Origin of the sequence: Halobacillus sp. B23F22_1 (assembly GCF_043497005.1) — a bacterium.
In the GTDB taxonomy this organism is placed as follows: Bacteria; Bacillota; Bacilli; order Bacillales; family Halobacillaceae; genus Halobacillus_A.
The window spans coordinates 951,493-969,441 of record NZ_JBIEKE010000001.1 but is presented as its reverse complement, the minus strand read 5'-3'; the positions used below and the strand labels follow the sequence as shown (position 1 = coordinate 969,441).

23 protein-coding genes are annotated in these 17,949 nt (G+C 42.6%); 6 read left to right on the top strand and 17 right to left on the bottom strand.

The window, feature by feature from the left end; all coding sequences use genetic code 11:
- Window positions 1-21 precede the first annotated feature (21 nt).
- From ACGTNH_RS05005 to ACGTNH_RS04980, 6 genes are all read right to left on the bottom strand, one after another.
- Entirely contained in the window at window positions 22-1,455 is a 1,434-nt protein-coding gene (locus ACGTNH_RS05005; protein ID WP_394585463.1) for an NAD-dependent succinate-semialdehyde dehydrogenase, read from the bottom strand.
- Window positions 1,456-1,473: 18 nt separating this feature from the next.
- Entirely contained in the window at window positions 1,474-2,643 is a 1,170-nt protein-coding gene (locus tag ACGTNH_RS05000) for an iron-containing alcohol dehydrogenase (protein WP_394585461.1), read from the bottom strand.
- 17 nt (window positions 2,644-2,660) lie between these two features.
- Window positions 2,661-4,163, bottom strand: a complete 1,503-nt coding sequence (locus ACGTNH_RS04995; RefSeq protein WP_394585459.1) for a sodium:solute symporter family protein — start codon at window positions 4,161-4,163, stop codon at window positions 2,661-2,663.
- 98 nt (window positions 4,164-4,261) lie between these two features.
- Window positions 4,262-4,762 carry a hypothetical protein gene (locus ACGTNH_RS04990; RefSeq protein WP_394585457.1) on the bottom strand — a complete coding sequence of 167 codons (501 nt, stop codon included), beginning with the start codon at window positions 4,760-4,762 and terminating at the stop codon, window positions 4,262-4,264.
- Between the two features lie 129 nt (window positions 4,763-4,891).
- Window positions 4,892-5,884 (bottom strand): LacI family DNA-binding transcriptional regulator, encoded by a 993-nt coding sequence (locus ACGTNH_RS04985; RefSeq protein WP_394585455.1) that lies wholly within the window; start codon window positions 5,882-5,884, stop codon window positions 4,892-4,894.
- Between the two features lie 251 nt (window positions 5,885-6,135).
- Window positions 6,136-6,357 carry a hypothetical protein gene (locus tag ACGTNH_RS04980; protein WP_394585454.1) on the bottom strand — a complete coding sequence of 74 codons (222 nt, stop codon included), beginning with the start codon at window positions 6,355-6,357 and terminating at the stop codon, window positions 6,136-6,138.
- A 167-nt stretch (window positions 6,358-6,524) separates the two neighbouring features.
- Between ACGTNH_RS04980 and ACGTNH_RS04975 the strand changes: the two genes are divergently transcribed.
- Entirely contained in the window at window positions 6,525-6,695 is a 171-nt protein-coding gene (locus ACGTNH_RS04975) for a hypothetical protein (RefSeq protein ID WP_394585453.1), read from the top strand.
- Window positions 6,696-6,704: 9 nt separating this feature from the next.
- Here the strand turns inward: ACGTNH_RS04975 and ACGTNH_RS04970 are convergent, their stop codons facing one another.
- On the bottom strand, window positions 6,705-8,333 hold the full coding sequence (locus tag ACGTNH_RS04970; RefSeq protein ID WP_394585451.1) for a pyridoxal phosphate-dependent decarboxylase family protein: 1,629 nt from the start codon (window positions 8,331-8,333) through the stop codon (window positions 6,705-6,707).
- A 169-nt stretch (window positions 8,334-8,502) separates the two neighbouring features.
- On the opposite strand from ACGTNH_RS04970, the gene ACGTNH_RS04965 reads away from it, so the two are divergent.
- From ACGTNH_RS04965 to ACGTNH_RS04955, 3 genes are read left to right on the top strand one after another with little or no spacing between them, the layout of a single operon-like run.
- On the top strand, window positions 8,503-8,862 hold the full coding sequence (locus ACGTNH_RS04965) for a hypothetical protein (protein ID WP_394585450.1): 360 nt from the start codon (window positions 8,503-8,505) through the stop codon (window positions 8,860-8,862).
- Window positions 8,863-8,874: 12 nt separating this feature from the next.
- Window positions 8,875-9,585 carry a hypothetical protein gene (locus ACGTNH_RS04960; protein ID WP_394585449.1) on the top strand — a complete coding sequence of 237 codons (711 nt, stop codon included), beginning with the start codon at window positions 8,875-8,877 and terminating at the stop codon, window positions 9,583-9,585.
- 25 nt (window positions 9,586-9,610) lie between these two features.
- On the top strand, window positions 9,611-10,702 hold the full coding sequence (locus ACGTNH_RS04955; RefSeq protein WP_394585448.1) for a methyl-accepting chemotaxis protein: 1,092 nt from the start codon (window positions 9,611-9,613) through the stop codon (window positions 10,700-10,702).
- 201 nt (window positions 10,703-10,903) lie between these two features.
- On the opposite strand, the gene ACGTNH_RS04950 is transcribed toward ACGTNH_RS04955, so the two are convergent.
- From ACGTNH_RS04950 to ACGTNH_RS04935, 4 genes are read right to left on the bottom strand one after another with little or no spacing between them, the layout of a single operon-like run.
- Entirely contained in the window at window positions 10,904-11,209 is a 306-nt protein-coding gene (locus tag ACGTNH_RS04950; RefSeq protein ID WP_394585447.1) for a hypothetical protein, read from the bottom strand.
- Window positions 11,206-11,592, bottom strand: a complete 387-nt coding sequence (locus ACGTNH_RS04945) for a thiol-disulfide oxidoreductase DCC family protein (protein WP_394585446.1) — start codon at window positions 11,590-11,592, stop codon at window positions 11,206-11,208. The genes ACGTNH_RS04950 and ACGTNH_RS04945 overlap by 4 nt, the downstream gene beginning before the upstream one ends.
- A gap of 25 nt (window positions 11,593-11,617) precedes the next feature.
- Window positions 11,618-12,259, bottom strand: coding sequence for a pyridoxamine 5'-phosphate oxidase family protein (locus ACGTNH_RS04940; RefSeq protein ID WP_394585445.1), 642 nt, complete (start codon window positions 12,257-12,259; stop codon window positions 11,618-11,620).
- An 11-nt stretch (window positions 12,260-12,270) separates the two neighbouring features.
- Complete coding sequence (locus tag ACGTNH_RS04935; protein ID WP_394585444.1) at window positions 12,271-12,663, bottom strand: hypothetical protein; 393 nt, start codon at window positions 12,661-12,663, stop codon at window positions 12,271-12,273.
- Window positions 12,664-12,881: 218 nt separating this feature from the next.
- On the opposite strand from ACGTNH_RS04935, the gene ACGTNH_RS04930 reads away from it, so the two are divergent.
- Entirely contained in the window at window positions 12,882-12,980 is a 99-nt protein-coding gene (locus ACGTNH_RS04930; RefSeq protein ID WP_394585443.1) for a YjcZ family sporulation protein, read from the top strand.
- A 266-nt stretch (window positions 12,981-13,246) separates the two neighbouring features.
- Here the strand turns inward: ACGTNH_RS04930 and ACGTNH_RS04925 are convergent, their stop codons facing one another.
- The 4 genes from ACGTNH_RS04925 to ACGTNH_RS04910 all read right to left on the bottom strand — a co-directional run bounded on the left by ACGTNH_RS04925 (window position 13,247) and on the right by ACGTNH_RS04910 (window position 15,673).
- Window positions 13,247-14,062: a DUF817 domain-containing protein gene (locus ACGTNH_RS04925; RefSeq protein WP_394585442.1), complete on the bottom strand. Its 816-nt coding sequence runs from the start codon at window positions 14,060-14,062 to the stop codon at window positions 13,247-13,249.
- A gap of 18 nt (window positions 14,063-14,080) precedes the next feature.
- Complete coding sequence (locus ACGTNH_RS04920; RefSeq protein WP_394585441.1) at window positions 14,081-14,293, bottom strand: helix-turn-helix domain-containing protein; 213 nt, start codon at window positions 14,291-14,293, stop codon at window positions 14,081-14,083.
- A gap of 10 nt (window positions 14,294-14,303) precedes the next feature.
- Window positions 14,304-14,786 carry a DUF2975 domain-containing protein gene (locus tag ACGTNH_RS04915; RefSeq protein ID WP_394585440.1) on the bottom strand — a complete coding sequence of 161 codons (483 nt, stop codon included), beginning with the start codon at window positions 14,784-14,786 and terminating at the stop codon, window positions 14,304-14,306.
- A gap of 290 nt (window positions 14,787-15,076) precedes the next feature.
- Complete coding sequence (locus ACGTNH_RS04910; RefSeq protein WP_394585439.1) at window positions 15,077-15,673, bottom strand: class I SAM-dependent DNA methyltransferase; 597 nt, start codon at window positions 15,671-15,673, stop codon at window positions 15,077-15,079.
- A 95-nt stretch (window positions 15,674-15,768) separates the two neighbouring features.
- Between ACGTNH_RS04910 and ACGTNH_RS04905 the strand changes: the two genes are divergently transcribed.
- Window positions 15,769-15,957, top strand: coding sequence for a hypothetical protein (locus tag ACGTNH_RS04905; protein ID WP_394585438.1), 189 nt, complete (start codon window positions 15,769-15,771; stop codon window positions 15,955-15,957).
- 12 nt (window positions 15,958-15,969) lie between these two features.
- On the opposite strand, the gene ACGTNH_RS04900 is transcribed toward ACGTNH_RS04905, so the two are convergent.
- Complete coding sequence (locus tag ACGTNH_RS04900; protein WP_394585436.1) at window positions 15,970-16,323, bottom strand: DUF2200 domain-containing protein; 354 nt, start codon at window positions 16,321-16,323, stop codon at window positions 15,970-15,972.
- Between the two features lie 246 nt (window positions 16,324-16,569).
- Window positions 16,570-17,898, bottom strand: coding sequence for a YjiH family protein (locus tag ACGTNH_RS04895; RefSeq protein WP_394585435.1), 1,329 nt, complete (start codon window positions 17,896-17,898; stop codon window positions 16,570-16,572).
- Window positions 17,899-17,949: the final 51 nt, after the last annotated feature.

Below are 17,949 nucleotides of genomic sequence, written 5' to 3'. Positions count from 1 at the left end.
ACTCAAATTGTTCAGAATGACTTAGGAGTTAATGCCAATTGAAAGATATTTTGTTTCAAGAAACGCTTCGATTCCTTCCGCTCCACCTTCTCTTCCTAATCCACTTTGCTTCATTCCGCCAAAAGGGGCCTGCGCAGCGGACGGCGCACCATGATTCCAGCCGATAATTCCATAGTCTAATGCTTCGCCCATCTTTGTACCGCGGTTCATATTTTCCGTAAAATAATAAGCAGCCAGTCCAAACGGCGTATTATTAGCCAGCCGGACTGCTTCTTCTTCGGTCTCGACTTTTTGAACGGGGACAACGGGACCAAAGGTTTCTTCCGTCATGCATAGCATGTTTTCGTTTGTCCCAAGAATTAGAGTCGGTTCGTAAAAGGGAACTTCATATTGACCTTGGCCGCCTACGACAATGTCCGCTCCTTTTTCTTTAGCATCCTCAACGTGTCTTACGACTTTCTCGTAGCCTTTTTTGTTAATGAGCGGTCCGATATCGACGTCTTCTTCCAAACCGTTTCCTACCTTGAGCTTCTCTATTTTTTCTTTCAACAGACTGACAAATGGATCATAAATGCCTTCCTGGACATAAATCCGGTTCGCGCATATACACGTTTGGCCGGCATTTCTAAATTTTGAAGCGATCGTACCTTCGACAGCTGCTTCTACATCGGCGTCATCTAACACGATGAGCGGGGCTTGTCCCCCTAATTCCAGGGAAATGTTTTTCATTTGATCAGCACTTTGTTTCATTAATAATTTTCCAACTTCCGTTGAACCTGTGAAAGTAAGCTTGCGAACGACTTCACTTTGCTGAATGGTTTCGCTGAAAGCCTCGTTTGGTGTAACAACCATATTTACGACACCTTTGGGAATACCCGCTTCTTCGGCGCATTCCATTAATTTAGCAGCCGTTAATGGCGTTTCTTTTGGCGGCTTCACAATGAACGTGCAGCCTGCAGCTAACGCTGGCGCCAGTTTTCGAGTAATCATCGCTGCTGGAAAATTCCATGGCGTAATCGCCGCAACGACGCCGACGGGTTGTTTTAACACTTGAATCCTCTGGCCAGGACCTTTAGATGGAATCGTTCGTCCGTACACTCGTTTTCCTTCTTCGGCGTACCATTTAATAAAGGAAGCAGCATACAACACTTCTCCTCTTGCTTCCTTTAGCGGCTTGCCATTTTCAAGCGTAAGAATACGGGCAATTTCTTCTTGTCGTTCAATTACCCGCTGATAAAATTTTTCTAAATAATCCGAGCGTTCTTCTGCTGATAATACCTTCCATTCTTCAAATGCAGCCTGTGCCGCTTCAATCGCGGCCTCCACGTCTTCCTTTGTCCCATTCGGTATCGTTCCGACTACTTCATTTGTAGCCGGATTCGTAATATCAAAAGTTTCTGCGTTCTCTCCTACCCATTTTCCTGCAACATAGTTTAAAAGATTTAATTCCTTCATAATAATTCTCCTCCTCCGTTATTTCGATTCCCATCCGGCAAAAGCATGTTGATAGACTTCACGGATGCTTTTTTCATCAAAAGGCATAGGACTTCTTGTCAGTAAGCGTGTCTGCTTCATTCCATTAGTCGTTAACTGATCAATATCGTTTAATGTAATCTTGTATTCCAAGATCGACGTTGGCAGCCCGACGTCTTTTACGAGTTCGTGAAGAGCCTGCACGACCTCCAGAGCCACCTGCCTTTTATCTTTCCCTTCGTAAGAAATAGAGAAAATTTCACCCAGCTCGTACATTTTATCTAAGCATGACGGCCAAATACGGTGGTAAACGTAAGGTAACAACACGGCATTTGCTTCACCATGAGGGATTTTAAATAACCCGCCAAGCGGATAAGCTAAACCATGGACACCGGCGACTCCTGCATTATAAAAGCTAAGGCCGGCAATTAAACTGCCGAGAGACATTTCTTTTCTTGCATGATAAGCCTTCGGATTCCAAACGGCACTTCTTAAGTTGTTGACGATTCGCTTCATCGCATCAAATGCGAGTGTATCGGTTAATGGGGTGGCGTTTACAGATGTAAAAGCTTCTATGGCATGAGTCAGCGCATCGACACCGCTCGCCGCTGTTACTTTTGGCGGCAGTGTATAGGTCAGTTGAGGATCGACGATGGCGTAATTCGCTAACAAATACTTATGAGTAATCACATCTTTCGTATCCTCCAGCGAAAAAACGGCGATATCCGTAATTTCAGCTCCGGTCCCGGCGGTGGTAGGGATGAGGACGGTTGGAATGCCGGGTGATTGAAGCTGCTTCGTGCCCGTGAGATTTAAATAATCCTCAACGGTTCCCTCGTGGTCTGCCAGCACGGCGGACGCTTTGGAAAGATCCAGCGCACTTCCTCCGCCAACACCGATAACAAGATCGGGTTTCTTTTCTCGTATTTCCTGCACAACTTCGTTTCCTACAGCTAAAGGAGGTTCAGGGACTACATTTGTCGATAAATCGTATCGAATGCCCTCGTCTTCTAAAATGTGTTCGATCGGCTGGATGACTTCCAGCTCTTTCAGCATGGGGTCGGTTAATAAAAAGGCGTGGGTTACATTCAAATCTTGAACAATCGTTCTCAGCTGTTCAATAGAATTTTCTCCGTGATAGATGTTCTGCGGCGTAATAAAAGAATTCATGTGATGACTCTCCTTTTCTACGAATAAATAGATACTTTTTCACTAGATTGTGAATTCAAGTCTTTTTTCCCAGCGATCAACGTAAATACGATCATAGTGATCATGCTTAGCAATACCCCTGCACCAGCTGCGGCAAACGGGTTGCTGACTCCCATCCCGATTGGCAGGTAAATATACCAGTAAGAAAGCGTACCGACTAATAACGATGTGATCGCCCCAGCTTTCGTTGCTCGATTCCATAATGCTCCGACGACTAATGGACCAGCCGTTGCGGAGACAATTCCACCGATTCCAATCCACATAAAGATCGATAGAAATGCGGGAGGGTTCCACGCCATGAATGAAGCGACGAGAATGACGACAAATGTGGAGTAACGGCTGATGATGAGTTCCACTTTCTCCGCTTTTTCTTTTGTAATTTTCGTTCTTGGCACAATCGACTTGCGATATAGGTCGTTAGCAAGTAACTGAGTTAAGGAAACAATTAAACCATCTGATGTCGACATAATAGCCGATAGAACCGTTACCGCTAAAAACGCTGCTAAAAATGGAGGAAAAATTTCCTGAAAGAGTACAGGAATGACCTGGTCAGGCCGTATGTCCATCCCTGGATCTATTACAGCGATTCCGAGCATTCCGCCAAGCCCCATTAACGGTAAAATTGTTGCGAAGATCGTACAGTACATAATTAGCTTTTTCATATCATTGTTCGATTTTACCGCTAAGAATTTGTTGCCTAAATGTGGTAAAATACCAAATGGAAGGTGGGCGATAAACAGTAAGGCTACCAGCCAAAGTGAGCCATACGTATTGTCACCGGGAAGGAACAGCTGATCAAAACCACCAGAAGGGTTCCTTTCCTTTATCGTTGAGATCATATCTCCAAAGCCGCCTTCCACCCCAACACTTGTCACAAAGACAGCGACCACTACCAAGGATGTAATCAACATGAGGAATCCCTGGATCGAATCTGTTAAAATATCAGAGTGGGAGCCGCCCATAAATACATAAATCGCCAGCACAACACCAGTAATGATAATGCCCCACTGATATTCAACCCCCATCATAATCTGAAACATTGTGGCAGCTGCGACCAGCTGAGAAACGACGTAGAAGATTAATAGAATGGAAATGATCGTTAAGACGATTCTTAAGAATTCACTCTTAAATCGATCGCCGATAAATTCCGGAATCGTTCGCGTGCCGAATTCATCTCCATATTTCTTAATGGTCTTCGCGACAAAAAGCATACCAATCACAGTAGCTACTGGGTACAACAACGGATACCATAAACTCGGCGTACCTAAGTCATAGGCTAAGCCGGGCATCCCCATGAATGTAGAGCCACTCGATACCCCTGCACTGATCACAAGAGCAATCGTTATGGGTCCATAACTTGAGCGGGCCGTTGCAAAATCTTCAGCTGTATTTGTCTTTTTCATTCCGATAAAGCCCATCGTAAGCATAATGCCAATAAAAATCGCCATAAAAATCCAAGAATAAACGACTACACTCAACATAATCCCCCCTTATTTATTTAGAAAATCCGTTTTAAACAGCACCAAAGCCATCCCTATCCATGTTCCAAAAATGACAGCAATCATGATATATAAGAATGTCATGTAATCACCTCCTTCGATTGCAGGTATTGATAGATTTTTTTATGGTGGTGCAGATTCACCTTTTGACCTGTGGCAAGCTCTACCATTTGATAGACTTTACGTCCCTTTTGAATTTCTGGAAAAATCGCATATGTTACATACAGTGAATACGTATTCAAACAATCAATAACCGGATTCGACCACACTTTTCGTTTGTGAAGATAGAGGTTACGTATAAAATCCAGGGACGTATAGTGGCGATCCGACTCTTCGTATTGCTCCGGTAAAAAAACATCTTCAACTTTAGTTGACAACGCTTCCATTTTATCGACTGGCCATTCAAACAGCCCTGTTTCTTTATGGAATAAGTTTGAGATCACCCTCATTTTTTCTTTTCGCTTCTTCATAAATGGCAGTGGTTTATACTCTACGGCCCATTCAGAGACCTTATATGGATAGTACACCGCTGTATACTGATCTGGTAATTGAATGCTTTCCTTATCTTGCAGCGTATACATGGTACATTCACCTCCTTCACATAATGTGGTTACGTATTCTTAGCCAGTTACTAAGATAAACCCTTACCCACTGTAACTTCACTCAGAAAGAATAGATCGAGCCTTTTGAATACGTATTCAAAATAACAGTTAAATTTCTCGGGTTGTCGATCGACTATATAATTGCACGGGGTATGTTTCCCGCACAGACTCACCATCCGGCAATTCTATTAGTTCTATTAAATGCTCAATCGCCAGCTGACCAAGATTTTCATTTTCCATCATACCAACCGTGGTGAGCTGAAACGAATGATGACTGCTCAAAGCAATATTGTCGACTCCGATCAAACTTATATCTTCCGGTACGCTATACCCTTTTTGGATTAAATAGTCCAATATAAAAATAGCAATCGAATCAGTGGCTGCAAAAATAGCAGTCGGACGATCTTTTTCAGCCAGGATCTCCCTGATCACTTCCCGAATCGCTCCTTCACTCGTATCGGTTATACGAGCATTATGCTCCGAAACTTCAATCCCGTTCTCCTCCATCACCTGCCGGAACCCTTCGAATCGGCCTTGAAAAGTCGTCATAGATGAGGGACCGCTCACACAAATGATGTTCTTATGATTGAAGTCCATTAAATGTTCTGTGGCAATACGTCCTGCCTGTACATTATCCATTTCTACATAATGGCCAGGTTCACGGTGCTTACGGTTAAACATCATAAATGGAATGTTTTGCTTTTGCAGCTCAGGAAAAATCGGATCATCATACAAAATCGATGATAAAATAATCCCGTCCACTTCACGTTCAAGCACATCTTTGTAAACAGACATATTATCTCCAAAGTTTTCAAAATGAACGTTGACGTTATATCCTCGTTTTTTCGAATAATTAACGATCGAAGTCGTCGTTTCCACAAAAAATGGATTGTGCAGGGGTCCTGAGATCAGCGCAATTGACTTCGTTTGTTTCTTGACGAGCGACCGGGCAATCGAATTCGGCCGATAATTCAGCTCTTTCATTGCCTGGACTACTTTTTCATATTTTCTCTTGTCCACTTTCTCAGGGGTGTTGAGTACTCTGGAAACGGTAGACTGTGAAACTCCTGCTAGTTTGGCTACATCTTTAGATGACGGCATGTTGTTTTATCTCCTTATTAGTAAAGCGCTTACATGTTAAGTTAAAATAATATCTGAAAATTGTCAATATGGTAGCGGCGAAATAGTATAGGTGGACTAATTCTGACTTTTGATTGTATTTTTCAGACATTTGAGGGGGTTTTTCTGACATTTAACGCACTTTTTCTGACATTTTGAACGATAATTCTGACATTGTTAGTTCTATGGAGAATTTTATAAATAAAAAGCATCCCCTAAAGGGATGCTTCCGATCAAGGTACATATTTTTTTGCATCAGCAGGCGTTCGAGTCAATCGCTTCTCACTGGCTTCCACCGAAATGACATGACCTTTTGAAAAAGAAATTCCATCTTCAATAAATGTGCCGCTGCTTTCTAACAGCTCTTCAATCACAGCTTCAACGCTTTCTCTTTCAAGAACCATTTTAATCACATGGCCATTGCTTAACGATACATTCGTCACAATCTCTTTCATCAAAACACCTCCTATAGACAACTTTCGACAAAAAAAGGATTTTTCCTTCTGTAGTATGGGGCAAATCATACCGTATCTTTCTTAACTATCACCATGGAAATGTTTAACTCATCCCTTTAAGGAAATATAGTGATTAGATCGCTATCATAATTGTCAGGGGTGTAGCTATGAAATGGTCTCGAAGTATTATTTTAGGAATTATAATAGGCGTCGCGCTTGTTTTTGGATTTCAAATTGGGATGATGCTCTCTGATTACTTTTTAGTCATTTGGCTTATAGCGCTGTTTTTCGGACTCGCTGCCCGGCTCATCGCACAGCTCATGTTAAAAAAATTATAAATCTCTCCCCTAAACCGGGGCAAGCTCTTGCTGGAATTCCTCCATGTGCTTCGCTAAAAAGTCTACATACCCAGCTGCTTCTTCGCTCGTTGTATAAGGTGAAATGGCAAAGAATTTAATGGCATAGACCGGTATTCTTTCCGCTTGATCACAAGGTGAAATCAAACGCTGCTTGGACGTACTGCCAAAGTAAACGTGTTCTCGATGGTTACCAATCCAATCTGCAAACCTGGCGTTGTAGTTATTCACTTCTTGAATCTTATCGTACGTCAACTGTCCTTCTTTCTCTTCTTTCCATTGCACCTCTCCTGGGTAAAAACGAAAGGTCGTTATTGGAGACATTTCATTTGTAATGGCGACATTGGGTAATCTTTTAAGCTGTTTACGGAATTGAACATTGACGTCTATGTAATTGGCAAGCAGTTTTTGATAACCTTCTACTCCCATCCCGACTAAGGAAGCGTATATGGGAATGGAGCTTCCCATTCTTGAACATTCGAGCGTGTAGCTCGTGTGGTAGCTGCCGTAACTGCGGTTGCCCACGTACGGGGTTTCATCGTGATCGAGCTCGACATTCATGAAGTTCATTTTATTTTTTACTAGAAACAGGCTGGACGTATAGGGGGTTTGCCCCAGTTTGTGAAAATCAAAGACAAGGCTGTCCGCCAGGTGAAGGTATTTAAAAGTAGATTGATAACCTTGCAGTGTTTCCCTCGCGTCCCCGCTGAAATCTAAAGGGTTTTTCACAAAATCATAGTTGTTAAAAAAACTGTACATCCCGCCCATGGCAGAGTCGGCATGAAGATAGACGGGAGCCAGGTTGTGCCGTATTTCCAGCTCTACCGCTGCTTCTTTGATTGTTTTCACATCATCGATGCCAAACGTATCCGTCGTTCCGGTGCTCGCTAAAATGTACAGGGGAATGCCACCGTTTAACACGACGTTCTCCATTTTTTCTTGTAAATCATGAATATCCATGGAGTGATCGTCTTTTGCATTGACTTTGATAAGGTTGTTCGTCCCTATGCCAGTCGCTTCTACGGATTTGTGCAGACTATAGTGCGACAACTCGGAGCAGAAGACGTACACATTGCGTGGGATGCCTTCCTCATTGGAGGCAGGAAACCTTCTCGCAATAGCTAGACGCAGCGAGTTGAATACGGCACCCTGTCCTCCCCAGGTCGTATAGCCTCCACTCTTTTCCGTATCGTAACCGACGAGCCTCGAAAGCATCGCCGTGATTTTCACTTCCGCTTCAGCTGCTCCTGAACCTTCCACATCCCATAAGTTATTCCCATTTAGAAGGACCATGACAAGATTGCCCAGTATACTGGGAATATTCGCAAGCGGCGCTGCATTGGCGACGTAACGGCTGTTAACGTAACGGTGGCCGTCAGCGAATTGTGTGAGCTTATCCATCACTTTATCCATAGGCAGAGGCGATTCCGGAATAATTGCTTCCTTTACCATCTCCTCATAAAAAGATTCAACCGTGTTAGAAAATTGTCCCAGCGTTAACTGGCGGGAGTCTTTCAACTGATCAACTGCTGTTATTATCCATTCCATTTGCTTAAGTAACGCTTCTCTTTCAGCTCTATTTCCGTCATCACTTGGATAAAGGGCCTGTATTTCTTTCATCACTTTTCCTCCTTAGGTCTATGTAATCACGCTTATCATACTAAATCATTCCTTAAAAATTTACCATTTCAACCAGAATATAAGAACTTTGTCACACCTTAACTTAACTATGGGCAATTTTTGTCGATAATTCAGTTGAATGCATTAACAAACGTGAGGAGAAGAGAGAATGAGAGGTATCGTAATCAATAAACGTAAATATAAGATGGCTGTGCAAGATCAAGAGAGGGAATTACGCGTGCAAGTATTCGGGCTTATCCGGGCTGAAGATGCGGAGGAATACTTAGTAGACTTTCAGGAAACGACCAGCCGCGTGCAAAAAAGCAGCTATACGCTAGTCATTGATGGAACGCACCAGACGACAGTGCCGTCAAAAGTTGTGCCTCAGCTTGATCAAACGCTGCAATTTTATACAAGCCTGGGGTTTAAGGACGTCGTTGTCATCTACCCATCATCAAAGATTGCTCAAGTGCAGTTAAGAAATGCGCTCGAACGCATTCAATTTCAAGGACGAGTGGTTACTCACTAAGGAGGGGATTTTATGCTGCAGAAACAAGAAGTTTATACGTACCACGTAATTGAAAAGGAAAATAAAGACTTGATTTATCAAGCGGCAGACTGTCTGACCCGTTCGTTTATCGGACTTTACGTTGCTGGGAAATGGGTCCAGGAACCGATGGTCGGACAATTAGATATTCGTTATGAGGATTTTTACGAATTTACAAAAGAATACATCGAAGCAACAACTGACCAGGGTTATTGTATTGCAGCTGTTGATATGGATGGGCTTGTCGGCGGCGTGCTGGCAGGGGATACAAATGCTCCGGAAATTATAGGAGAGAACGTATTTGAAGGAACGTTTAAAGATATGAACGTCATTTTACACGTGCTCGAAGATGTTGATCAGCAGTTTATCAATGACTACAAAGCGCGTCACGGCAAAGACATAGAAGACGGCGAGTTGCTGCACTTGTTCATGCTTGGCGTGACCGCAGAGGAAGAGCGACACACGATTATTCAGGAACTCGTACAAACGTTAGTAGATAAGGCATCAAATGCTGGCATTCAGGCCGTTTACGGAGAGGCGACGAATAACAAGTCGATTCGGGTGATGGAGAAATACCATGCTTTTAAAAACTATCTTACCATCGACCATCAGCCAATCATTCATAAATACAGTCAAAATGAACGGTTACGAGAAATCCCTGCCTCTATTTCAGAAGGTACGACGCTTATCATTAAAGAACTTTAATCTCAACAAGGAGAGGAATCCCACCATGTTTTATATCGCGTTAGCTTTAAACGTTATTTTATTAATTACTACAATCTTCTTCGCGGTTCGTTATAACCAGCTCAAACAGATGAACGAAAACAATTCAGTAGAGGCGCCGGCCTACTTGCCTGAGACTGCTTTTGAACAAACGGCAGAAAAAGAACTTGAGGAGTTAAAGCAACAGCTGGATGTTAAACGTTCCGCGCTGCTCGAGAAAGGTTATGACGCTTCTGAGAAAGCAGACATCGTCCGGGCGGCAATGGATGAAGTCGGCAAAGGTCTTGTTAAACAGCTGTCGTCTACAGAAGAAAGCTCAGCCGCTCTTCAGCAAATGAGTTCAGCGATTGTGGATCTTTCCAACCGCTCCACCGAAATATCCGATCAATCCACGATGGCCCTGAACTTAACGAAAGAAGGCAATGACAAAATCCAGAAATCCGTAACGAAGATGGAAAGCCTGCATCATACTGTCACAGGCACATACGATGTCGTAAAAAATCTCGGTATAAAATCTCAGGAGATCGGTTCCATCGCCAAAGTCATTACCGACGTCTCTGAGCAGATTAACCTTCTTTCTCTTAACGCCGCAATTGAAGCCGCGCGTGCAGGTGAGCACGGCAAAGGTTTTGCTGTAGTGGCAGATGAAGTACGTAAACTCGCCGAGCAGACGAAGCAGTCTTCTGATCAGGTGACTGCCATCGTCAACGGGACCCAGAAAGAAACAACTGTCGCCGTTGCATCAATGGAAAAAGGGTTAAGCGAATCGGAAGAAACAAACCAATCCATCGAAGAAGTCGGCCGATTGTTTGAGGAGATTTTATCCTCAACTCAAATGATAGCCGAGAACAATGAGAACACTTCTGTCTCGACGGAGGAAATGTCAGCCGGCGTGCAGCAGATCGTATCTTCGGTTGAGCAAGTCACATTCATTTCACAAGAATCCGTCGAAATGTTTGAAGAACTCACGGAGATTAGTGATGATGAGCTGAAGACGATGGAACATTTACTGCAGGAAGTGCAGTCGCTGAAGAAGTCGAGGGAAAATAACGAAGTACACATAGAGGAAGCTGAAGCCATGCAGTCGACCGCCTCGTAACTAAAAGGAACTGACCGGGACACGCGCCGGGTACCAGGTACCAAGTAACAGCTTTTCGGTACCTGGTACCCGGCGCGTGTCCTTTTTAAAGATAATCCCTAAAACAATGATAATTCAAAAGGAGTGCTCAGCTTTTCACCAAAACGTTAACCATACACGTAGATCGCAGGTTCGGCAGTTTAGACAAAAAGCTTTTTTTTCTCATTGTTCCTTCTTCTTCCACATGTAATAGTTGTACAAAGCTTGGAAGGAAAACGGGATCACAAGCAGGCACCAAAGAATAAGGTTCTCTTCTAAATCGATGTTTAAAAGAAACGGCGCGGCAATCAGTGCAGCGGCTAATACGACAAGCACGATCAAGGTCCGCTTCAGCTTTTTACGATAAGTAAGTTTGAAATAGTTCATTGTAAAGCTTTGATCAGATTTCTTTATACTTTTTGAAAAAAAAGATAAAACAATAGCCATGCCGAGACAGGCAAACACTAGTAAGACGATTTCCCCCATCATTGTAAAAACCTTTTTCGTTCGTCAGGGGAAGGCAGCCGGCAGTTTTCGTTTTTTCCAAACCATTTGTACCTATTCTTAGCTATGTTATTGTAAATAAAATCCCTTAAGGGCTTCGGTACGAGCAGGAGCACATAAGGAACCTTCCATACGCCTTTTAAATGCTTACATATTCGAAGAGCAGCGGAGGATTGAACGTAGGTGCGATCGTATTCGATCAACACAAGGCTGTCCATATCTTCATCAACTTGATGCTTCTTCAACAATTCCTTCCCTGTCTCACTCTGTAATGAAGCAAAAACGGCTTTTGGGTCTCTTTTGATGATAAATTGGACGCTTCGATCACAGAAGTTACATTCCCCGTCGAACAGCACAATCCTCTCCATAGCATTTTCCCCTTTCTTCACACGGTTAGTAAAGTCTCTTGATGTATCCTTCTTCCAGTCTTTGTTCAACCGATTCTGCGGTGACGCCGTCCATCTTGGCATGATCAGCCATCATGCGAGCTGCTGATGGTCGTTCATCTTCCTGCAACCAGGAATCCTGTTCCCACAGCTTCGATCGCTTAAACGCTTTCGCACAATGGATGAAAACCTCATCCACCTCTACACCGATTCCGAGCAGCGGCGGCTTTCCTTGAACTTTCATTTTTTCCAAATACTTTTGATTCTTAGTTATGTATGCACGACCGTTCACGCGTAGTGTCTCTCCCATTCCAGGAATGATAAATAGAAGACCGGCTGTCGGCTGATTAAGGATGTTTTGAAGCGAATCCAAGCGTTTGTTTCCTCGTCGCTCAGGAATAATAAGCCGCTTCGACTCAAGGATATGGACAAATCCAGGCTGGTCTCCTCTTGGGGAGGCATCGCAGCTCCCTGATTGATCGACTGTTGAAAGAATTAGAAATGGAGATTGACGAATAAATTCGATGCTGTGTGAATCCAAGTGAGAAATGACTTTGTTTTTAGCCAGATCACCTGCATCTCCTGTTAGTTCCCGCAGTTCAGCAACAGAATGGACGACGTCGTTAAAAGGTCCTTCTACTTTCAACATGAACTCCTCCTTTATATGAATTCAAGAATGTCTTCAATGTCACCTGCGGGCAGTTCAAAGTTGTACTTTAACACCACCCTCGCCCTTTCCCGGACTGGAAGAGCTGTTAAGGAGTCTTCTAAACCGCCCCGGCCGACTATCTTAGTTTCTTTCTTTCGCTCCGCCAGGTAATCATTGACCAGATCGACAACTATTCGGTAAAGATGCGTGTGGTTCTTCGTTATGTGACGTTTGAAATTCTTCTGTTTGTATACTTCTAGAAAGGCCGCAGTCGAAATTTCTTCCGCAGTACAGGAATCTCCCGTCAGCATGTAACTAAGCTGGTACACTTGATCCTTATGAACGTTAATATAATCTACAAATGACTGCGGATAATTATTTTTTCTAGTAATAGATAACAGCATGCAAACCACTCACGATCAAATATTTAGTAATTACTCAGTACAAAAGACTTAAGTATTTTCCCTCATTATGCTTGATTTTTTAACTCTCGTACAGACATCACCTGAAATTCACAGTAAATTTTTAGGGAGAAAAAATTACTGCAATAGAGATATCAGCCTTTCCCGAGTTGGAGGTGGACACATACCCTACTTTATCGAACTGTTAAGGTGGTGAGATTATGAGTTACTATGGTGGTTATAAAGGAGGAGGCTTTGCCTTAATCGTAGTGTTGTTCATTCTTTTGATTATTGTGGGAGCAGCATTTGTAAAATATTAATGGCAGACGCTCGTCCTTGAATGAATAATCAACGCAGATTCCCATGCTTAATACTAGAAAAACGTCCAGGAACAAGTCCTGGACGTTTTTTTATTTCTATATTCATAGGGGACCCCATGAGGACATGGGGTCGGAAATAGGCATAGGGCCATCAACGTAATAAACTTACTGAACGGGTTGGAGTAAGTTGGATGGCATGTTCATTATAATAGACATTTTTTGATTTGAACAGGAAAATTTTTACAATATCGATTATTAATTCTTATTTAAATAAAAAATTTTATTATAAATGTCTTCTTATCCTGAAGCCATGTAAGAGTGTAACGCTCCCCCTTCACCTGTTTTAACATCGCTACAATTAAGAAGCTCACAATTACTAGAAGCAGCCACGAGCTCACTTTTCCTAAATGCACAAGACTCCAGGCTTCCGTCTGATTCGGGTACTCCCAGGCCCCAAAGTAAGTCGCAATATTTTCAGCTACCCATATGAAGAAGCCGATCAGTACAAAAGAAAGGGCGATCGGCATCCGGTAACGGGAACCATTCACCTCATAACGAACCCAGGAAGACCAGAAAACGATGATAACCAGTGCAGACAACCACCAGCGCACGTCGACCCAGTAATGATGGGTGAAAAAGTTCAAATAGATGGCGGCGGCTAAAGGAGCGACGCCCCAAAAAGACGGCCACTTCACAAGCTCCACCTTAAATCGTCTCCATGCCTGACATAAGTAACTCGCCACACTAGCGTACATAAAACCGCTGTATAACGGGACGCCGAGTATTTTCGAATAACCTTCTTCTGGATATGACCACGAGCCCATATGTACTTTAAAAAGCTCCAGCGCAAGCCCGATGAAGTGAAACAATGTAATTACTTTCAGCTCATCCCGAGTTTCAAGCCCGGAGCGTACCATCCACCACTGCATGAGCAGGAAGAGGATCAACAGCCAATCATAGCGCGGCAGCAGAGGCAGCGGTATGACTTGAGTAATCGCTAATGAGGCAAAAATAACGACCGGAAACAGGCAGGATAGAGCCTGCTGCCAGCCAAAATGCACCAGCTGTATGAGTGCTCTCATCCTACCTCCCCCTTCCTTTTATTCTTCTTCCGGTCTGTATTCTAAGAGATCCCCCGGCTGACAGTCTAAGGCCTGACAAATCGCATCCAGTGTTGAGACACGTATCGCCTTGGCTTTCCCATTTTTCAATATTGAAAGGTTGGCCATCGTAATTCCTACTCTTTCCGAAAGTTCGGTTACGCTCATTTTCCTTTTCGCCAGCATGACGTCAATGTTAATAATAATAGCCATTGTCTTCACCTCAGACCGTTAGATCGTTTTCTGTTTTGATTTGGATCGCTTCCTGCAGCAGTCGTTCCAGCACGGCGGCAAAAACAGCGATTACCATGGATGCAAAAATGATGATTAGCCCAAGTACAATCACACCTGGCGCATCGTCATATTCAGCCACGATATAAATGACCGGCAGGAGCAGAACATATAACCCACTAATGGCCACAGCACAATATTTGATCACTCTTAATGCTTTGACGGATAAGTCGGAGAACGCTTTATTTTTATCAATGTAACTAAGAAGTTTAAAAGCCTGGTAGAGCGCAAAGTAAAATGGAATTGCTGTCACATATAAATACAGCCAAATAAAGATTTTCATGAAAGGGAGATCAGGAAAAAATCCTCCCGCAAAGTCAGCGATCCCAGGCACGGCAAAGATGCATAAAGCAAGGATCGGGAGACCGATCAGGATGACAGCCAATTTTAGAAATAGAGTTGTTCCACGTTTCATCAAGTGCACCTCACTAAGTTAATGATACATTTAATTTATCATGATATTTATCGTTTTACAATAAATTTTTATTATTTTAGTTTATATTATTGTTGTTTCAGAAATAAAAAAAGCATTCCTTCGTTAAAAGAAATGCTTCTATAGATAACTTCATACGAGTCGATCCATGAGAATGTCATCTGCATAATTATGGTCATTCCATTTTATTTCTTTAATCTTCCGCCCTTGAGCTTTATTATTTCCCAATTCAACCTCTACGTTCTTAAAAAGGCTGCGGCCGGAAAGAATTCTTACTTTATACTACTGGAGATAAACATCGAGGCATCTTGCTTCATGAAAATACCCTTTCCATGATGAAAAGTCTTCGTTATTGTTGTTTTAAACCCTACATCAGCTAACACTTTCTCCAGTTCTCCATGCGAGAAGCCGTTATGAACGCTCGGATGATTGATTTTATCGTTTTTGTCAAAGTCAATAATAATCAGCTTGCCACCTTTATGTAAACGATTGAATAATGAAGTAAGAATTTTTTCTGTGTCAGGAATATGAAGAAGGACGAGTGAGGTTAGAATGATATCTGCTTTTCGTTCTGGTGTGTCGACCGTGAAATCAGAATGAAGAATACCGGCGTTGGTTATATTTCGGCGAGAAATTTTTTCTTGCGCCACTTCAAGCATCTGTGCGGAGGAGTCCACCAGCAACAAGGATTCTACTAAATCTGATAATTCTAGACTCACCAGTCCTGTTCCGCTCCCATAATCCATTAAAGACTTGGTCTGGCTGTCTCGTAACTCCTGCCTGACTTCTTGCACAATTATGTTCGCTAATTCCATTCGTTCTTCTGAATCATACTTTTGGGCCATTTGTTCAAAAACGTTTTCTTCCATATGCAGTGCTCCTTTATTCCTCGAAGTTGATACATCGTTTAACCTTATCCTAAGAAGGTAATAGAAGAACATAGTAAAAACGAGGTGGTTAAACTATGAAAAGTCGGCTGATATGGGCATTTGCCGCTACAATTTTATTTCCTATCGTATGGGTTTCCATGTCTATGTTACTGAAAGGTGAACCTCCGAATGGGTCTGCCTTAGCTGGTGCGGCTATTGGAGGATTTTTCAGCGGCTTTTTCTTAATAGCCCCAAGTGTACACAAAAAACGATCCTTTCCCTAGCTGCTTCTCTGTTCAACCTTTTCGCAAAATCTTTTCCATAGATTTTCCCTTTGCCAGTTCATCAATCTGCTTATCCAAATAACGAATTTCCTGCATGAGCGGTTCTTCGATGTCTTCCACACGGACTCCACAGATCACACCTTTGATCAGCGTCCGTGATTGATTCATTTGGGGTGCTTCCGCAAAGAAGGTCTCAAAGTCTATTTCTTTTTCGAGCTGCGTTTCTAACCCTTCCTGGCTGTATCCTGTCAGCCAACGAATAATCTCATCCACTTCTTCTTTCGTACGTCCTTTTTTCTCCGCCTTCTTAACATAATGAGGATAAACGCTAGCGAAGCTCATGGTATAGATCTTATGTTTGGTCATCGTACACCTTCCCTTTCACATATTAATTATTCTCCCATTATACCATTTAATCGTATTTTAACTTTTTTTCAAAATTCATATGGCTGATTTTAAGTAAGCTCAATTAGAAAGAGTTAAAATCCTTTATGGCTTACCCCAAAGTCCTATATGTCTTAATCTATCGAATCCAGGTAACAAATTTTCTTCTAGATTACTTTTCAAAGATTTCTTTTCTCCCTGGATAAGTTAAAAGTATACCTTTCTTTGCTAAAGTAATAGATAGGCAATTGGCGTGACGATAACCAACGTTAAGATTGTTCGCTCGATCCAAATGATAATTAACTTTGGAATGCTGATTGGAATTTCCGTTGACAGGATACATGGAATCAAAGCTGAGAAGAACAATACAGCTGATACGGACAAACTTCCGATCACAAACTTTGTAATAAGCGGAGCATCCGCAACTAACAAAGCCGGCAGAAACATTTCTGCAATTTCGATCGCTGAAGCTTTAGCAGCTAATAATGGCTCAGGGATTTGCAGGACCCAGGTGAATGGGTAGAAAATGTAACCTGCAATATCAAATACAGGAGTAAATTCAGCCAATACTAATCCGAGCAAACCGACAGACATGATAGAGGGCAGGATAGCCATTGTCATAATAAATCCATCTTTGAAATTGACCCAGATGTTCCTTCCAAGAGAAGAGGATTGGCTGGATGCTTCCATAGCTTGGTGCCAGGCTGCTTTGATACGGTTCTCTTTGACTACTTCTTCCGGTTGTCCATCCTCTGTATAATAATCGTTACTGATTCTATTTAGAGGCCATATCCGCACTGTAATAGCAGTTACAAGAAAAGTAACAAACAGGGTTACCCAAAAGTAAATATTCCATATTTCCATCAGTCCAAGAGTTTTTGCTACGACAATCATGAAGGTTGCGGACACTGTCGAGAAACCCGTGGCAATTATCGTCGCTTCCTTGATGGTGTATTTTCCTTCTTTGAACACTCGGTTCGTAATCAGCAGACCTATGGAATAGCTTCCTACGAAAGAGGCCACGGCATCGATCGCTGAACGCCCCGGTGTTTTCCAAATCGGCCGCATGACGGGCTGCAGGAGGACGCCAATAAACTCTAACAGTCCATATCCGACAAGCAAAGCCAGGAATATGGCCCCGATTGGGACTAATAATCCTACGGGAATGACGAGGTTTTCAAACAGGAAGGGGCCCATATTTGGATCAAACAGCCACGCAGGACCTGTATCGACAACAAGCATAATAGCTGCAACCACGCCGAGAATTTTAAAAGCGGAGAGTGTCACGTTTACTCCATCTTTGTTCCATGATTTGTTGAGAAATGGATAAATGGCACCAAGAATAATGACAAGCAAGGCATAGTAAGGGATAAGTTCAGGAAAGGTCGTTTGGATCAATGTAACTAAATGATCAAGTGGAATGGACGATCTGCCGTCAATTGTGATGGGGATAAAGAATGTAAAAATACCGATCAAGCTCATGATAAAGAAATTCGCGATGTTCCCTCTGTGCTTCACATGCTGATTCTGTGATACAGCTGCTTTTCTTTCTTCCATAATAAAACCTCCATTTTCACACTAATCAGAAAATTAAACCTGAAAATTTAC

Bases quoted from the DNA above. Each gene is read 5' to 3' on its own strand.
- ACGTNH_RS04930 (WP_394585443.1), top strand. From the start codon at position 12,882: ATGAGTTACTATGGTGGTTATAAAGGAGGAGGCTTTGCCTTAATCGTA.
- ACGTNH_RS04990 (WP_394585457.1), bottom strand. From the start codon at position 4,762: ATGTATACGCTGCAAGATAAGGAAAGCATTCAATTACCAGATCAGTAT.
- ACGTNH_RS04955 (WP_394585448.1), top strand. From the start codon at position 9,611: ATGTTTTATATCGCGTTAGCTTTAAACGTTATTTTATTAATTACTACA.
- ACGTNH_RS04970 (WP_394585451.1), bottom strand. From the start codon at position 8,333: ATGAAAGAAATACAGGCCCTTTATCCAAGTGATGACGGAAATAGAGCT.
- ACGTNH_RS04995 (WP_394585459.1), bottom strand. From the start codon at position 4,163: ATGTTGAGTGTAGTCGTTTATTCTTGGATTTTTATGGCGATTTTTATT.
- ACGTNH_RS04910 (WP_394585439.1), bottom strand. From the start codon at position 15,673: ATGGAAGAAAACGTTTTTGAACAAATGGCCCAAAAGTATGATTCAGAA.
- ACGTNH_RS04905 (WP_394585438.1), top strand. From the start codon at position 15,769: ATGAAAAGTCGGCTGATATGGGCATTTGCCGCTACAATTTTATTTCCT.
- ACGTNH_RS04945 (WP_394585446.1), bottom strand. From the start codon at position 11,592: ATGGAGAGGATTGTGCTGTTCGACGGGGAATGTAACTTCTGTGATCGA.
- ACGTNH_RS05000 (WP_394585461.1), bottom strand. From the start codon at position 2,643: ATGAATTCTTTTATTACGCCGCAGAACATCTATCACGGAGAAAATTCT.
- ACGTNH_RS04980 (WP_394585454.1), bottom strand. From the start codon at position 6,357: ATGAAAGAGATTGTGACGAATGTATCGTTAAGCAATGGCCATGTGATT.
- ACGTNH_RS04960 (WP_394585449.1), top strand. From the start codon at position 8,875: ATGCTGCAGAAACAAGAAGTTTATACGTACCACGTAATTGAAAAGGAA.
- ACGTNH_RS04895 (WP_394585435.1), bottom strand. From the start codon at position 17,898: ATGGAAGAAAGAAAAGCAGCTGTATCACAGAATCAGCATGTGAAGCAC.
- ACGTNH_RS04900 (WP_394585436.1), bottom strand. From the start codon at position 16,323: ATGACCAAACATAAGATCTATACCATGAGCTTCGCTAGCGTTTATCCT.
- ACGTNH_RS04975 (WP_394585453.1), top strand. From the start codon at position 6,525: ATGAAATGGTCTCGAAGTATTATTTTAGGAATTATAATAGGCGTCGCG.
- ACGTNH_RS04940 (WP_394585445.1), bottom strand. From the start codon at position 12,259: ATGTTGAAAGTAGAAGGACCTTTTAACGACGTCGTCCATTCTGTTGCT.
- ACGTNH_RS05005 (WP_394585463.1), bottom strand. From the start codon at position 1,455: ATGAAGGAATTAAATCTTTTAAACTATGTTGCAGGAAAATGGGTAGGA.
- ACGTNH_RS04965 (WP_394585450.1), top strand. From the start codon at position 8,503: ATGAGAGGTATCGTAATCAATAAACGTAAATATAAGATGGCTGTGCAA.
- ACGTNH_RS04915 (WP_394585440.1), bottom strand. From the start codon at position 14,786: ATGAAACGTGGAACAACTCTATTTCTAAAATTGGCTGTCATCCTGATC.
- ACGTNH_RS04950 (WP_394585447.1), bottom strand. From the start codon at position 11,209: ATGATGGGGGAAATCGTCTTACTAGTGTTTGCCTGTCTCGGCATGGCT.
- ACGTNH_RS04925 (WP_394585442.1), bottom strand. From the start codon at position 14,062: ATGAGAGCACTCATACAGCTGGTGCATTTTGGCTGGCAGCAGGCTCTA.
- ACGTNH_RS04985 (WP_394585455.1), bottom strand. From the start codon at position 5,884: ATGCCGTCATCTAAAGATGTAGCCAAACTAGCAGGAGTTTCACAGTCT.
- ACGTNH_RS04920 (WP_394585441.1), bottom strand. From the start codon at position 14,293: ATGGCTATTATTATTAACATTGACGTCATGCTGGCGAAAAGGAAAATG.
- ACGTNH_RS04935 (WP_394585444.1), bottom strand. From the start codon at position 12,663: ATGCTGTTATCTATTACTAGAAAAAATAATTATCCGCAGTCATTTGTA.